Annotated in this window: 11 protein-coding genes and 3 tRNA genes; 8 read left to right on the plus strand and 6 right to left on the minus strand. The window is 62.8% G+C overall.

Translation table 11 applies throughout. From position 1 onward, the window contains the following. Nucleotides 1-91: 91 nt before the first annotated feature. From serA to ilvD, 5 genes are all read right to left on the minus strand, one after another. Complete coding sequence (gene serA / locus QRN52_RS02255) at nucleotides 92-1,687, minus strand: phosphoglycerate dehydrogenase (protein WP_284751161.1); 1,596 nt, start codon at nucleotides 1,685-1,687, stop codon at nucleotides 92-94. 184 nt (nucleotides 1,688-1,871) lie between these two features. Beyond that, the gene (ilvC, locus tag QRN52_RS02260; RefSeq protein WP_284751162.1) at nucleotides 1,872-2,897 is read right to left on the minus strand and encodes a ketol-acid reductoisomerase; all 1,026 of its coding nucleotides are present in this window, start codon (nucleotides 2,895-2,897) and stop codon (nucleotides 1,872-1,874) included. Between the two features lie 81 nt (nucleotides 2,898-2,978). Continuing rightward, nucleotides 2,979-3,491, minus strand: coding sequence for an acetolactate synthase small subunit (gene ilvN / locus QRN52_RS02265; RefSeq protein ID WP_028264679.1), 513 nt, complete (start codon nucleotides 3,489-3,491; stop codon nucleotides 2,979-2,981). A 2-nt stretch (nucleotides 3,492-3,493) separates the two neighbouring features. Beyond that, a complete protein-coding gene (locus QRN52_RS02270; RefSeq protein WP_284751163.1) occupies nucleotides 3,494-5,395 on the minus strand; it encodes an acetolactate synthase large subunit in 1,902 nt (633 codons plus the stop codon). A 447-nt stretch (nucleotides 5,396-5,842) separates the two neighbouring features. Beyond that, nucleotides 5,843-7,564, minus strand: coding sequence for a dihydroxy-acid dehydratase (gene ilvD, locus QRN52_RS02275; RefSeq protein ID WP_284751164.1), 1,722 nt, complete (start codon nucleotides 7,562-7,564; stop codon nucleotides 5,843-5,845). Nucleotides 7,565-7,835: 271 nt separating this feature from the next. Between ilvD and QRN52_RS02280 the strand changes: the two genes are divergently transcribed. The 4 genes from QRN52_RS02280 (at nucleotide 7,836) to QRN52_RS02295 (ending at nucleotide 10,447) form a co-directional block, all read left to right on the plus strand. Then, complete coding sequence (locus tag QRN52_RS02280) at nucleotides 7,836-8,918, plus strand: sunset domain-containing protein (RefSeq protein WP_284751165.1); 1,083 nt, start codon at nucleotides 7,836-7,838, stop codon at nucleotides 8,916-8,918. Between the two features lie 43 nt (nucleotides 8,919-8,961). Next, a complete protein-coding gene (locus QRN52_RS02285) occupies nucleotides 8,962-10,110 on the plus strand; it encodes a PQQ-dependent sugar dehydrogenase (protein WP_284751166.1) in 1,149 nt (382 codons plus the stop codon). A 116-nt stretch (nucleotides 10,111-10,226) separates the two neighbouring features. Continuing rightward, nucleotides 10,227-10,302: transfer RNA gene (locus tag QRN52_RS02290), tRNA-Lys, on the plus strand. Between the two features lie 69 nt (nucleotides 10,303-10,371). Then, a tRNA-Lys gene (locus QRN52_RS02295) sits at nucleotides 10,372-10,447 on the plus strand. A gap of 103 nt (nucleotides 10,448-10,550) precedes the next feature. Here QRN52_RS02295 and QRN52_RS02300 read toward each other — a convergent pair. Further along, complete coding sequence (locus QRN52_RS02300; protein WP_284751167.1) at nucleotides 10,551-11,039, minus strand: MarR family winged helix-turn-helix transcriptional regulator; 489 nt, start codon at nucleotides 11,037-11,039, stop codon at nucleotides 10,551-10,553. Between the two features lie 108 nt (nucleotides 11,040-11,147). Here QRN52_RS02300 and bcp point away from each other — a divergent pair, with 108 nt between their 5' ends. The 4 genes from bcp (at nucleotide 11,148) to QRN52_RS02320 (ending at nucleotide 15,205) form a co-directional block, all read left to right on the plus strand. Continuing rightward, nucleotides 11,148-11,618, plus strand: a complete 471-nt coding sequence (gene bcp, locus QRN52_RS02305; protein WP_284751168.1) for a thioredoxin-dependent thiol peroxidase — start codon at nucleotides 11,148-11,150, stop codon at nucleotides 11,616-11,618. A gap of 120 nt (nucleotides 11,619-11,738) precedes the next feature. Continuing rightward, a tRNA-Leu gene (locus QRN52_RS02310) sits at nucleotides 11,739-11,820 on the plus strand. 132 nt (nucleotides 11,821-11,952) lie between these two features. After that, nucleotides 11,953-13,620, plus strand: a complete 1,668-nt coding sequence (locus tag QRN52_RS02315) for an ABC transporter substrate-binding protein (protein ID WP_284751169.1) — start codon at nucleotides 11,953-11,955, stop codon at nucleotides 13,618-13,620. A 79-nt stretch (nucleotides 13,621-13,699) separates the two neighbouring features. After that, entirely contained in the window at nucleotides 13,700-15,205 is a 1,506-nt protein-coding gene (locus QRN52_RS02320) for a malate:quinone oxidoreductase (protein WP_284751170.1), read from the plus strand. Nucleotides 15,206-15,265 lie beyond the last annotated feature (60 nt).

A 15,265-nucleotide genomic window follows, 5' to 3' on the forward strand; every position in this document is an offset into this window, starting at 1 on the left:
ATTTCGGACCAAGCCATTGTAGGCAGACCGGCCAATAATATGTGGCCGATGTGAACTGCGGCACACGTTTCTAGCTCAAACGGTTCGGATGCTAGTCCTCCAGGTCGACTTCACGAACCATGTCGGCACCGATGCCGGCCTTGATCGCTTCAAGGACCTGCTGCGGCACCGAAGTGTCGATCGTGAGCAGCGCCAGGACCTGGCCGCCTTCGCTCTGGCGGGCCACCTGCATGCCGCCGATATTGATGTTGTTCATGCCCAGGATGTGGCCGATGGTGCCGATGACACCGGGACGGTCCGCGTAGGAAACAACCACCAAGTGCTCGCTGATCGGGATTTCGACATCGTAGCCGTTGACGCCCACGAGCTTCTGGACCTGCTTGGGCCCGGTGAGCGTGCCGGCTACGGAAATCTGGGAGCCGTCGCTAAGGGCCCCGCGGATGGTCAGGACGTTGCGGTAGTCCTCGGCTTCCGGCGTCGTGATCAGGCGGGTGTTGATGCCGCGCTGCTCGGCGATGACGGGTGCGTTGACGTAGGAGACCTGCTCGGTCACGACGTCGGCGAACACGCCCTTGAGCGCTGCCAGCTCAAGGACCTTCACGTCCAGGCTGGAGATTTCGCCCGCGACCTCGACGTCGATCTGCGTCAGGGATGCATGGGTCAGGGCCGTGAAGATCCGGCCGAGCTTCTCGATCAGCGGGATTCCGGGGCGGACGTCGGAGGCGATCACGCCACCGGCGACGTTGACGGCATCCGGCACGAGTTCGCCGGCGAGGGCGAGGCGCACGGACTTCGCCACGGAGACGCCGGCCTTTTCCTGGGCTTCGTCCGTGGAGGCACCCAGGTGGGGCGTCACGATGACATTGTCCATGCCGAAGAACGGAAGGTCGGTGCTCGGTTCCTTGACGAAGACGTCGATGCCTGCGCCGGCGATCTGTCCGTCTTCCAAGGCCTCGTGGAGGGCTTCCTCGTCGATCAGGCCGCCACGGGCGACATTGACCACATAGGCCGTTTCCTTCATCTTCTTGAAGGCGTCGGCGCCCAGCATGCCCACCGTTTCCGGGGTTTTGGGCATATGGATGGTGATGAAGTCCGACTTCTCCAGCAGCTCGTCCAGGGTGACGAGCTTGACGCCGAGCTGCGCCGCGCGTGCGGAGGTGATGTAGGGGTCGTAGGCGAGGATCTCGGTCTCGAAGCCCTGCAGGCGGGCAGCCACGAGCGCTCCAATGCGTCCGAGGCCGATGATGCCGATCTTCTTCTCGAAGAGTTCGATGCCCGTGTACTTGGAGCGCTTCCACTCGCCGCCCTTCAGGGCGGAACTGGCCTGGGGAATGTGGCGGGCAAGGCTGAGGATGTGGCCGACCGTGAGTTCGGCGGCGGACACAATGTTCGACGTCGGGGCGTTGACCACCATGACGCCGGCCTGGGTGGCGGCCTTGATGTCCACGTTGTCCAGGCCGACGCCTGCACGCGCGATGATCTTGAGGTTCTTGGCTGCGGCAATTGCCTCGGCGTCCACCTGGGTGGCTGAACGCACGAGGATGGCGTCGACGTCGACGATTGCGGAGAGCAGCTGGGACCGGTCCGCACCGTCGGTTTGGCGGATTTCGAAGTCCGGACCAAGGGCCTCGATCGTGGCGGGCGAAAGTTCCTCAGCGAGGAGTACTACTGGTTTGGTGCTAGTCACCGGTGACCTCTTTAGCTCTCTTTTTCAGGTGGGGTTTTGGTGAAACGATTCTTTGACGACGAAGGCCGGACCCGGTATACCGGGTCCGGCCTCCATGCCGGGCGGCTTCATTTCGAGCCTATCCCGAACGGCGTTCTGTGTTGAATTGCTACGGCTCCTGCCGCGGCCTCAACGGGTGCCTTGATTAGCGGGCTGCGGAGCCTTCGACGTAGTCCTCGTCCTGCTGCTGCCAGGAGAACAGGGAACGCAGCTCGCGGCCGACACCCTCGATCGGGTGCTGCTCTGCCTTGGCGCGCAGTTCCTTGAACTCGACTGCACCGTTGTCCTGGTCGTCGATGAAACGCTTGGCGAAAGCGCCGGACTGGATGTCGGCGAGGACGCCGGCCATGTTTTCCTTGACCCGGGGGTCGATGACGCGCGGGCCGGAGACATAGTCGCCGTATTCCGCGGTGTCGGAAACGCTCCAGCGCTGCTTGGCGATGCCGCCCTCCCACATGAGGTCAACGATGAGCTTGAGCTCGTGAAGAACCTCGAAGTAGGCGATCTGCGGCTGGTAGCCGGCTTCGGTCAGGGTCTCGAAGCCGTACTGGATCAGCTGGGAGACGCCGCCGCACAGGACAGCCTGCTCGCCGAAGAGGTCGGTTTCAGTCTCTTCGGTGAAGGTGGTCTTGATGACGCCGGCGCGGGTGCCGCCGATCGCCTTCGCGTAGGACTTGGCCAGTTCCCAAGCGGAACCGGAAGCGTCCTGCTCGACGGCGATGATGTCCGGGATACCGCGGCCGGCTTCGAATTCGCGGCGCACGGTGTGGCCCGGAGCCTTCGGGGCGATCAGGATGACGTCAACGCCCTCGGGCGCCTCGATGTAGCCGAAGCGGATGTTGAAGCCGTGGGCGAAGGCAAGGGCCTTGCCTGCGGTCAGCTTGTCCTTGATGGAGTCGTTGTAGATCGCACGCTGGTGCTGGTCCGGTGCCAGGATCATGATGACGTCGGCCCATTCGGCGGCGTCGGCAACGTTCTTGACCGTGAAGCCTACGTCCTCGGCCTTGGCGATCGACTTCGAGCCTTCCTTGAGCGCGATGACAACCTCGACGCCGGAGTCGCGCAGGTTCAGCGCGTGGGCGTGGCCCTGGGAACCGTAGCCGACAATGGCAACCTTGCGACCCTGGATGATCGACAGGTCTGCGTCGTCGTCGTAGAACATTTCAGTCACTTGCGTAACTCCTCTTGAGTGGTTTTGTAGATATTGTCTGTGGTTCGGTATCGGGCTACTACGCAGTACCTAGGACAGTGCCTAAGCGCTGCGCAAAGCCCTGTCACTCATGGAGCGGGATCCCCGCCCAACGGCCAAGGTGCCGGACTGCACTATTTCGCGGATGCCGAACGGCTCAAGCACTGAAAGCAGCGCTGCGAGCTTTTCCGGGGTACCGGTTGCCTCAATGACCACCGAGTCTGTGGAAACGTCAACCACTGAGGCACGGAACAAGTCTGCAGCTTGGGTGACCTGCAGGCGTGTCGCGGCATCCGCACGTACCTTGACCAGGATGTGGTCACGTTGCACGGAAGATTCTGAAGTCAGCTCGACAATCTTGATCACGTTGATCAGTTTGTTGAGCTGTTTGGTGACCTGCTCGATGAGGTCGCCATCGGCGTCGACGACGACGGTCATCCGGGAAATCCCGGAAACCTCGGTGGGGCCGACGGCCAGGGAGTTGATGTTGAAGGCCCGCCGGGCGAAGAGGCTGGCCACGCGGGTCAGCACGCCGGGCTTGTCTTCGACCAGAACGGACAGTGTGTGGCGGCTCATGGCTAGTCCTCCTCTTCCCATTCCGGGGTCATGTTGCGGGCAACCTGGATCTGGTCGTTCGAGACTCCGGAGGGGACCATCGGCCACACCATGGAGTTCGGGCTGACCACGAAGTCGATGACCACGGGACGGTCATTGATTTCCAAGGCCTTCTGGATGGTGGCGTCGATGTCCTCGTCCCGCTCGCAACGGAACGCGGCACAGCCGTAAGCGTCTGCCAGCTTGACGAAGTCCGGGATACGGACGGTGTCGTGGCCGGTGTTCAGGTCGGTGTTGGAGTAGCGGCCTTCATAGAAGAGGGTCTGCCACTGGCGCACCATGCCCAGCGAGGAGTTGTTGATGATGGCAACCTTGATGGGAATCTTGTTGATGGCGCAGGTGGCCAGTTCCTGGTTGGTCATCTGGAAGCAGCCGTCGCCGTCGATCGCCCAGACCACGCGGTCGGGTTCGCCGACCTTGGCGCCCATGGCTGCCGGCACCGCATACCCCATGGTGCCCGCACCGCCGGAATTCAGCCAGGCGTGGGGACGCTCGTACTTGATGAACTGCGCGGCCCACATCTGGTGCTGGCCAACGCCCGCAACGTAGATTCCTTCCGGACCCGTCAGCGCACCAATGCGTTCGATGACCCGTTGGGGGGCACTGAGTCCGTCTTCCGGTTCGGTCCAACCGAGGGGGTAGGTATCGCGGAGGTTGTTCAGGAACGCCCACCAACCGTCGAGGTCCGGAGTGCCGGATTGTTCGAAAGCGGTCCGGACGGCCTCGCTCAATTCCGGAATGATTTCCTTGACGGAACCCACGATCGGAACGTCTGCCACGCGGTTCTTGGAGATCTCCGCGGGGTCGATGTCCGCGTGGATGATCTTTGCATGCGGAGCGAAGGTGCTCAGGACACCCGTCACCCGGTCATCGAAGCGCGCACCAAGGGTGATCAGCAGATCGGACTGCTGCAGTGCGGTCACCGCGGAAACCGTGCCGTGCATGCCGGGCATGCCGACGTGCTGGGGGTGGGAATCCGGGAACGCGCCGCGGGCCATGAGTGTGGTCACCACGGGCGCTCCGGTGAGCTCCGCGAGTTCGCGCAATTCGGCCGAAGCATGCGCCTTGACCACTCCGCCACCCACGTACAGCACGGGCTTGCTTGCCGCGGCGATCAGCCGGGCAGCCTCGCGCACCTGCTTGTTGTGGCCGCGGACCACCGGACGATAGCCCGGCAAATCGATCTTGGGCGGCCAGGAGAAGGTCATGGTGCCCTGCTGGGCGTTCTTGGCGATGTCCACCAATACGGGACCGGGACGCCCGGTGCTTGCAAGGTGGAAAGCCTCGGCCATGACATGCGGAATGTCGTTGGGATCCGTCACCAGGAAGGAGTGCTTGGTGATCGGCATGGTGATGCCGACGATGTCCGCTTCCTGGAAGGCATCCGTGCCAATGACAGAAGCCGATACCTGGCCGGTGATGGCCACGAGCGGCACGGAGTCCATGTGGGCATCCATGATGGCGGTAACGAGGTTGGTGGCACCGGGGCCCGAGGTGGCGATGCAGACGCCAACCCGTCCGGTAACCATGGCGTAGCCTTGGGCTGCGTGGCCGGCTCCCTGTTCGTGACGGACCAGGACGTGATTCATCTTGGAGGCCATCAAAGGGTCATAGGTGGGGAGGATCGCGCCACCGGGCAAACCAAAAATATCGTCCACGCCGAGTTCTTCGAGCGAGCGGACAATAGCTTCCGAGCCGGTCATCACCGTTGGGGGTACAACGTTGTTCGGCCCGAGTACAGGAGAGAGAGTTGCAGCATTGTCGACGACGGCGTCTGCCGGACGGTCGACCTTTTCCGGAGCTTTGGGGGCTCCAGCGGACTTTGCAGCCATCAGCGAGGGGCTGATCGGCGATCCTTTGCTCATCGGACTCTTCCTTTGGGGATCTTCAATTAGTGAAAGTTACTGCTTGGGTACTGCGTTCATGCGGTTGTTGCTAAATGCGCCGTCCCCTGTGGGAAATAAAAAAACCCCTCAGCCTTGCGGCTCTTCGAGGGGTTGCGCGTGACGGTTCGTTACCAGTCGGGCTAGGAAGCCACGCGCTTGGTAAGTACGACAGTGCCCACGGTGGCGCCGACAGTAACGAATGCGATCATGCGTTCAGTGTTCCCTCTTTGTGAGATAAGTGTCAAACGGTGAAGATCTCATCTCACTATGTGGACCCCATTGTCCACGGGTTGGTCCTACCCCCACCCTCCGGCGTGAACGCCGTCCGGCCGGGGCCCCTCGGACCAGCCCTTATTAAGCCCTGCCGCATTAAGCCCTGCCGCCTCCAGCGGCCTTGTCACCGCTGGAGGCATGGGGTACTTAGCGTCAACCGCAATAGGCGCCTGTGGAGGCGCTGTGGACCAGCTTGGCGTACTTGGCCAGGACGCCCTTGGTGAATTTGGCCGGGAGGGGCTCCCAGCCGATCTTGCGGGACTCGAGTTCGGCTTCGTCCACCAGGAGGTCGAACGAACGGGCGGCAATGTCCACGCGGATCTTGTCGCCGTCCTTGACGAAGGCGATGGGTCCGCCGTCGACGGCTTCAGGCGCAACGTGCCCGATGCAGAGACCGGTGGTACCTCCGGAGAAGCGGCCATCGGTCAGCAGGAGAACATCCTTGCCGAGGCCCGCGCCCTTGATGGCGCCGGTGATGGCGAGCATCTCACGCATGCCCGGGCCGCCCTTGGGACCTTCGTAACGGATCACGACGACGTCTCCGGCCTTGATCTCGCCCTTGTCCAAAGCGTCGAGTGCACCCTGCTCGCGTTCGAACACGCGCGCGGTTCCTTCGAAGACATCGGCGTCGAAGCCGGCACTCTTCACGACGGCACCTTCCGGGGCCATGGAACCGTGCAGGATGGTGATCCCGCCGGTCTTGTGGATCGGGTTGTCCAGCGCACGCAGGATCTTGCCGTCGAGATCCGGCGGGTTGATGGAGGCCAGGTTCTCGGCGAGGGTCTTGCCCGTGACCGTCAGGCAGTCGCCGTGCAGCAGGCCGGCGTCGAGCAGCGCCTTCATGATGACCGGCACGCCGCCGATCTTGTCCACGTCGGTCATGACATAGCGGCCGAAGGGCTTCAGGTCACCCAGGTGCGGGATCTTGTCGCCGATGCGGTTGAAGTCGTCCAGGGTCAGTTCGACCTCGGCTTCACGGGCGATCGCGAGCAGGTGCAGGACGGCGTTCGTGGAACCACCGAAGGCCATGGTGACGGCGATGGCGTTCTCGAACGCCTTCTTGGTCATGATGTCCCGGGCGGTGATGCCGAGGCGGAGCAGGTTGACCACTGCCTCGCCGGACTTGCGGGCAAAGTCATCACGACGGCGGTCTGCGGAGGGCGGGGCTGCCGAGCCCGGGAGTGACATGCCGAGGGCTTCGCCGATGCACGCCATGGTATTCGCCGTGTACATACCGCCGCAGGCGCCTTCACCCGGACAGATCGCGCGTTCGATGCGATCCAGGTCACCCTTGCTCATCTTGCCGGCAGCACACGCGCCCACGGCTTCGAAGGCGTCAATGAGGGTGACTTCCTTCTCGGAGCCGTCCTCGAGCTTGACCCAGCCCGGCATGATGGAACCGGCGTAAAGGAAGACGCTGGCGAGATCCAGGCGGGCGGCTGCCATCAGCATGCCGGGGAGGGACTTGTCGCAACCGGCTAGCAGGACGGAACCGTCGATGCGCTCAGCCTGCATGACGGTTTCAACGGAGTCGGCAATGACTTCGCGCGAAACAAGGGAGAAGTGCATGCCTTCGTGGCCCATGGAAATGCCGTCCGAAACGGAGATGGTGCCAAACTGCATCGGGAACCCACCGCCGGCGTGAACGCCTTCCTTGGCGCCCTGGGCGAGTCGGTTCAGCGAGAGGTTGCACGGCGTAATTTCGTTCCACGAGCTCGCGACGCCGATCTGGGGCTTGGCGAAGTCGTCATCGCCCATGCCGACGGCCCGGAACATGCCTCGCGCGGGGGCGGCATGGATGCCGTCCGTTACGACCCGGCTGCGTGGCTTGATGTCCGGCTGGTTGTCTGTCGCAATTGGGGTGTGGTCACTCATGGGCACGAGTCTATGACTCTTGGACTGTGGCCAACGAACATGATCAGCGGTTAACGAGAATTCAGCGCTATTTCATTCAATATTTCATTCAAATAATGGACGGTCGTCTCGATATGTGAGATATCGGTCCCATTATCGGCTGCATCTCCGGCCGACAGGATCGCGCGAGTCCTAAAGGCCGCGAATCGATTGACTAACCTAGACAGCCTCGTGACGCGGACGTAACGTCAAATCACGACAACTGCGCCACTCGAACAGAAGGGCTCCACCCATGGAATGGTTGATCACGGTCATCGTCATCGTGTTGATCGTCGCGATTGTCTGGTGGCTCTTGAGCCGCAACCGCGCGAAGTCTTCCTCCGGCGTCATGGCTCCGTCCTCACCCTCGCCGACCGTTTCCTCTCCACAGATGGACGTCACAGCAGCCGCCTTGACGGGTTCGGCCCCTTTGGTGGCAGCGGCCGCGACCGCCGAACAAAACTTGGCCGAGTCGCGCGCGGCCGCACCCGAAGCCGAGCCCGAGCCGGAGCCGGAACCCGAGCCGGAAGCGGCAACCGAGGCGGGCGGCGTCGACGTCGACGACTGGGAGCGCCCTGTCCCTCCCCTCGAAACCGGAATGGCCGCCGAGGAAGAGTCCCCGGCGACCGGAGCCTCGGTGGAGGAGCCCGTGTTCGAGGAGCCCACGCTCTCGGAACCCGTGCTGTCCGAGGAGACGGTTTCCGAAGCCGCGGTTTCCGAGGACGCCGGGACGGTTTCCGCCGAGCCTGAACTTGAAGGGGGCGTGACGGCCGACGACGTTACGGCGGCCGACGCCGGACCCTCTGTTCCGGCCGCTACCGGCGTTCCGGCGTCGTCGGGCACCGAACCAGCCACCCCGGAACAGTTGGCCGATAGCGCCGAGTGGGAAGCGACCTGGAGCGAAGGCGGCGCACCTGTGCCCCCCGCTCCGATTCACCACCGCGAGTACACCGACGCCCATGCTCCCACGCTTCCCGGTGCGGAATCCGCCGCTGCGGAGGCAGCCGACGCTGCTGCGGAAGGGGTGCAAGAAGACCGGACCGAAACTCTCGCGGTCTCGACGCCTGAGTCAACCACCCCAGCCGAGGATTCAACCGGCGCGCCGCCGTTGGGCGGGCATCTCGCCGCCGAGCAGCCGTACGGTGAAGGCTCGGCCGCGGCCGGCGCGGACGGGAGCGGCCCAGATGGCTACACCGTCAAAGGCAACGCGGACACCATGACCTACCACGATGAAGACAGCCCGTCCTACGACGAAGTCAAGGCGGAGGTCTGGTTTATTTCGAGCGCCCACGCCGAGGCAGCAGGTTTCCGGCCGCCTCGCAGGAACCGCCGCTGAGGGCCCCAGGGACCTGAAGCCCCAGGGCACGGGCCTGGAACTCATGAATCAGGCAAAGGCGGGATCGGGGAGCATTCTCCGGTCCCGCCTTGCACTTGTCCGGACTGTGACAGCGGTGGCATGCCTCGCGGCCTTGCTGCTGAGCGCTTGCACAGGGGGCACCCCCGGACCAGGGCCTACGTCGTCCGCGAGCCAATCACGCGCGGCCCAGCCCCCCGGCACCCAAGGCAGCGGACCGGAGTTGCTTCGGAAGCTTGACCTCAATCTGACAATCCCGTGGTCCATCGTGTTCCTCGACGACGGCACTGCGATCATCTCCGAACGGGACACCAAGCTCGTCAAATCGGTCAGGAATGATCGGGCCACGACGGTCGGCGAGTTTCCCGGCGTCGTACCCGGCGGCGAAGGCGGCCTGTTGGGGCTGGCACTCTCCCCGGCATTCGCCAGCGACCGGCTGCTCTACGCCTATTTCACCGGCGAATCGGACAACAGGATTTCGCGCACCCGCCTTGAGCAGGCTGCGGACGGGCGGTTGAGCCTCGGCACACCCGAAGTCATCTTCGCCGGCATTCCGAAAGCATCGACCCACAATGGCGGGCGCATCCGCTTCGGCCCGGATGGGTTCCTCTATGTCGGCACGGGAGATGCGCAGCACCCGGAGCAAGCACAGGACCGCAATGCGCTTGGCGGCAAGATCCTGCGGCTTACCCCCGAGGGGAAGCCGGCGCCGGGCAACCCGTTCGGCAACAACCCGGTCTACAGCTACGGACACCGCAATGTGCAAGGGCTGGCCTGGGACAGCTCGGGAAGGCTCTGGTCGAGCGAATTCGGACCCGATGTCAACGACGAACTCAACCTCATCGAAGCGGGCGGCAACTACGGTTGGCCACAAGTGACCGGGGCGCCCGGCCGCGCCGGTTACATCGATGCCAAGGTGGTCTGGCCGTCGACGGCGGATGCCTCGCCGAGCGGGCTCGAAATCGTGAACGGAACTGCGTTCACGTGCGCGCTGCGCGGGCAGCGTTTGTGGACGGTACCGCTGAGCGGAGAAACGGCGGGGAATCCCGTGGCATACCTCACAGCCCAGTACGGACGACTAAGGGACGTGTCCCATGCTCCGGACGGCACACTTTGGGTCCTCAGCAACAACCAAAACCCTGATTTTGCGCTGGTCCTGAAGGCTGCCAGCTAGGGGCGAGCAGGACGCCCACGCCGATTTCACACTTCGGCAAGTGTCGTGTAGAGTTACATGTCGTTGCGGAGATCAACGAGGGAAGAAAAGCCCCCAGCTGATCGAAATCGACAAATGCACCTCTAGCTCAATTGGCAGAGCAATTGACTCTTAATCAATGGGTTCCGGGTTCAAGTCCCGGGGGGTGCACCAAAGGGAAGAACCCTTGAGCGGCAGCGGCCGCTCAAGGGTTATTTCTTTGCATCGCGGCAACAAACAATTGCACCTCTAGCTCAATTGGCAGAGCAATTGACTCTTAATCAATGGGTTCCGGGTTCAAGTCCCGGGGGGTGCACCAAAGGGAAGATCCCTGGATGGCTGAATGGCCGTCCAGGGATCTTTTTGCTTTTCGGCAGGCTTCACCCAGGCCGGGCCGGGGCACCGGAGCGAGCTGCGGAAGCTTAGTTGGAAACTTCGCCCGGGGCCGCGCCTGAATCCACTGCGGCCACAATGTCACTTACAACAGCCGAGGAATGGTTGTTCGCCAGTTCGCGTACGAGTGCTTGGAGTTCCCGCCGCAGTTTGGCCGTGTCCACCGGCACAGGTGCAAGCACTTCGCGTTCCAACTGCGTGGCTAGCCCGAGGGTGCGCTCCCCCGCTTCGGTCAAACTGACCACTTGGCTACGGCGGTCGGAAATGCTGCGGGCGCGGCTGACGTGGCCGTGGGTCTCCAGCCTGGTAAGCGTCTTCCCCATTGTCTGCGCCTGAACCCGGACAATCTGTGCGAGCATCGACTGGGTGGTCGGTCCGTTGACGGCAAGAACTTCCATGACAATGACCCCGGCATGGGTCAGATCCATACCGCGCAGTTTCTCGTTCCAGGCATGCTCCACGAGGCGCGCGGCCGTGGAGAGCAGGCGCCCGGTGGGCCACCGTTCCATATCAGGCATAAGGGCCAGTATATAGACCGCCCGGCGCAGATCAGGCCGGGGTTCAATTCGTGAAGCGGCCAACTCGTCACTAAGCTGAGTGGTCGCGGACGCTAGCAAGGAGCACAAATGGCTGAACGACTCATTCCAGGCGACACTGCCCCGGACTTCACCCTCAAGGACCACACGGGTCGCGAAGTCAGCCTGGCCTCGCACCGTGGCCGCAATACGGTCATCTATTTCTACCCCGCGGCTTCCACACCGGCATGCGCCAAGCAGGCCTGCGACTTCCGCGACTCCCTCGCGACCCTCCAGGCTGCCGGTTACGACGTCCTTGGCATCTCTCCGGACACCGTGAAGGATCTGGAAAAGTTTGTGGCCGAAGAGTCACTGACGTTTCCCCTTCTGTCCGACGAAGGGCACCAGGTCGCTGACGCCTATGCGGCTTGGGGCGAAAAGAAGAACTATGGGCGCACGTACCAAGGCCTGATCCGCTCAACGATAGTGGTGGATCCGGACGGCAAGGTGGTCGTGGCCCAGTACAACGTGCGGGCCACCGGCCATGTCGCAAAACTGCGCAGGGACCTCAAACTCGATTAGTAGGCACCGCGCGGCCGCGTAGGCGAGGCTGGAACGGCTGATGCAAAACCGCGGGTACAATAGAGGCCGGTATATGACCGGGGCAGGGTAACCTGAATCCCGGTCCGGGTACCAGCACCAGCGCGAGTGGTGAAATTGGCAGACACGCAGGATTTAGGTTCCTGTGCCTTCGGGCGTGGGGGTTCAAGTCCCCCCTTGCGCACATTCAGGAAGTGCCCCGGTCATTGGCCGGGGCACTTCCGTTTCCAGCCGGGACTCAGGGCCCTGAACTAGACTGGACTGCGGTCCGGCTGCCGCGGGCCCCAGCCCGTCCAACTGCCTTGAGGGGACAAGAGTGGTAAGCAGCAAGCTTCGCCGAGTCACGCTACAAATCGGCGCAGGCCTTCTGGCCGTGGCCTTGACTTCGTGCACGGTAAGTCCTGGACCGGTACCGTCCACATCGGCCGCAGGCGGCGCTCCGGCGGAGCCGAGCAAGACCTTCAACTTTGGCACCCCGTCGATGCCCCTTGGCCTGGATCCCGCCCTGACGAACGACTCCGAGGCGTATCGCATCACGCGGCAAGTGATGGAGGGCCTCGTGGGAGTCGACTCGTCCACCGGCCAACCGACTCCCCTGCTGGCCACGTCCTGGTCGCAAGGGAATGACGGACTCAGCTACGACTTCACGTTGCGGTCGAAGGTCACCTTCCACGATGGAACCGCCTTTGACGCCGCCGCTGTCTGCGGCAACTTCAACCGTTGGTTCAACTTCCCGGCAAGCGTGCGTCAGCAGGCACCGGGCATCGCATTCAAGAGCGTCTTCAAATCCTTCTCGGACGACGCTTCGCTTTCGCTCTTCAAGAACTGCAAGGTTGTCTCTCCCGACCACGTCCAAATCAACCTGACCAAGCCCTTCACGGGCTTCCTGCAGGCCTTGACGCTGCCGGCGTTCGCAATGTCGTCCCCGAAAGCGTTGGCCGACGGCAATGCCAACGTCCTGGACAGGAAACTGTCAGGACAACCGGCGTCGGCATACGCCTCCCACCCCGTGGGCACGGGCCCCTACGTTTTCTCCTCCTGGGGCAAGGACCGCATCACGCTCACCAGCTACAAGGGCTACTGGGGCGACCGCGGAGAGATAGCCACGGTCAACTTCATTCCGTTCGACTACCCGCAGGCCCGGCTCCAGGCCCTGCTCGCCGGAACCATCGACGGATACGACCTTGTCACCGCCGGCACCTTCGACCAACTGGTCAAGAAGGGCATGCAAATTGTCCAACGGGATCCGTTCTCCGTGATGTACCTCGGGATGAACGAGTCCGTGGCGCCCCTCCAGAACCTTGGGGTGCGCCAGGCAATCGAGATGGCCATCGACAAAGACACCCTCATCCACAAGTTCTTCATCGACAACACCTCACCGGCGTCCCAATTCGTTCCCCCCAAGCTAAGCGGCTTCAACAACAACGCACCGTCCTTGGGATACGACCCGGACAAGGCCAAGCAGCTGCTCGCCAAGTCCGGCTATAAAGGCGAGGAACTCAAGTTCTACTATCCGCTCAACGTCACGCGTGCCTACCTTCCCACTCCGGAGAAGATCTACGCGGAGATCAGCGCAGAGCTCACCGCCATCGGGCTGAACATCAAGCCCGTACCGGTGAATTGGGATGACGGCTACCTCCAGAAGGTCCAGTCCCCGGGTGACCATGCGCTCCATTTGCTCGGTTGGAATGGCGCCTACTCTGACCCGGACAATTTCGTGGGCACCCTCTTCGGAGAGAACAACGGCGAGTTCGGCTACAGCGATCCACAGGTGTTCTCAAAGATCGACCGGGCCCGGGGACTCCCCGACGGCGCCGACCGCAACTCCCAGTACCAGACCATCAATGCCCAGATCGCTGCGACCGTCCCTGCAGTACCCATCGCTTTCCCAATCTCGGCTTTGGCCCTTTCCGACCGCGTCGAGAAGTACCCTGCGTCGCCTGTCTTAAACGAAGTTTTTACAAACGTTCGCCTGAAGTCTTGACGTCCCGCCGCAATTTCAGTTATGTGCCCACGCGGGGATATTCTGTGACAGCCAGTGCCGCCGCTATCGGAGATAGATCGTGACCTTCATTTCCAAGACACACCACGCTGACGTCGTCCTTATTGGGGGCGGGATCATGAGCGCAACCCTGGGTGCGTTCATCAAGCAACTCGAACCCAGCTGGACCATCTCCCTCTTTGAGCGACTCGACGAAGCCGGCCTGGAAAGCTCCGGACCGTGGAACAACGCGGGAACCGGGCATGCAGCGCTCTGTGAGCTTAATTACTCGCCCGCAGCGAAGGACGGCTCGGTTGACCCGTCCAAGGCCCTCCACATCAACGAGCAATTCCAGCTCTCCCGCCAGTTCTGGTCCCACCTTGTGGACAATAAGTTGATCGGCTCCCCCAAGGGCTTCATCAACACCGTTCCCCATATGAGCTTCGTCATCGGCGACAAGCACGCAGACTTCCTCAAGACCCGCTACGAGGCACTCAAGCCCAAAACGCTCTTCCGCAGCATGGAATACACGGAAGACCAGGCACAGATCGCCAAGTGGGCCCCGTTGATCGTCAAGGGCCGCGACGCCAAGCAGCGCGTTGCCGCCACCCGCGCAGCGGAAGGCACCGACGTCGACTTCGGCGCTTTGACCCGCGAGCTGACCGGCTACCTCGCCGACAACGGCGTTGAAGTCAACTATGGCCACGACGTCACCAACGTGAGCAAAGCCTCCGACGGCGGTTGGGACCTTTCGCTCAAGCACCCCGCTTCCGGCGAGCACGGCCAGATCCACGCCAAGTTCGTCTTCGTCGGCGCCGGCGGTGGAGCACTCCACCTGCTCCAGGCATCGGGCATCCCGGAAAGCAAGGGCTACGGCGGTTTCCCGGTGTCAGGGCAGTTCTTCCGCTGCACCGACGAGGCCATCGCCGGCCAGCACAGCGCCAAGGTTTACGGCCAGGCCTCCGTGGGCGCCCCGCCCATGTCCGTGCCGCACCTTGATACCCGCTACGTTGACGGCAAGCGTTCACTTCTTTTCGGCCCGTACGCCGGTTTCTCCACCAACTTCCTCAAGACGAGCAGCTACCTTGACCTGCCGCTGTCCATCCGCCCCAGCAACATCATCCCGATGCTTGCGGTGGCCAAGGACAACATGGACCTGACTGCGTACCTGATCAAGGAAGTGGCCAAGCGCCACGACGCCAAGGTGGAGTCCCTCCGCGAGTACTACCCCCAGGCCGACGGCGGCAACTGGGAGCTCATCACCGCAGGCCAGCGGGTGCAGATCATCAAGAAAGACTCCAAGAAGGGCGGAGTGCTGCAGTTCGGCACCGAAGTCATCACGGCTCGTGACGGCTCCATCGGAGCACTGCTCGGCGCATCTCCCGGCGCATCCACCGCCGTCCCCATCATGATCGAGATGCTCCAGCGGTCCTTCCCGAAGAACTTCAAGGGCTGGCAGTCCAAACTCAAGGAAATGATGCCCGGCTACGGCGTCAAACTGAACGACAATCCGGAACTTGCGGCCGAGCTGGAAGCGAGCACCTCCCGTTCTCTCCAACTTGAGCCTGCAAACGCCGTCCAGCACTAGCAACCGTCCGGGCTGCGGCCGGTTCGAGACAAGAAACAGACCGTAGATCCCAGGAGACAG

The sequence above is a fragment of the Arthrobacter sp. efr-133-R2A-120 genome (genome assembly GCF_030209835.1).
GTDB lineage: Bacteria > Actinomycetota > Actinomycetes > Actinomycetales > Micrococcaceae > Arthrobacter.

Coding starts and splice junctions, on each gene's coding strand:
- ilvN (WP_028264679.1), bottom strand. CDS start 3,491: ATGAGCCGCCACACACTGTCCGTTCTGGTCGAAGACAAGCCCGGCGTG.
- QRN52_RS02270 (WP_284751163.1), bottom strand. CDS start 5,395: ATGAGCAAAGGATCGCCGATCAGCCCCTCGCTGATGGCTGCAAAGTCC.
- ilvD (WP_284751164.1), bottom strand. CDS start 7,564: ATGAGTGACCACACCCCAATTGCGACAGACAACCAGCCGGACATCAAG.
- QRN52_RS02280 (WP_284751165.1), top strand. CDS start 7,836: ATGGAATGGTTGATCACGGTCATCGTCATCGTGTTGATCGTCGCGATT.
- QRN52_RS02285 (WP_284751166.1), top strand. CDS start 8,962: ATGAATCAGGCAAAGGCGGGATCGGGGAGCATTCTCCGGTCCCGCCTT.
- QRN52_RS02300 (WP_284751167.1), bottom strand. CDS start 11,039: ATGCCTGATATGGAACGGTGGCCCACCGGGCGCCTGCTCTCCACGGCC.
- bcp (WP_284751168.1), top strand. CDS start 11,148: ATGGCTGAACGACTCATTCCAGGCGACACTGCCCCGGACTTCACCCTC.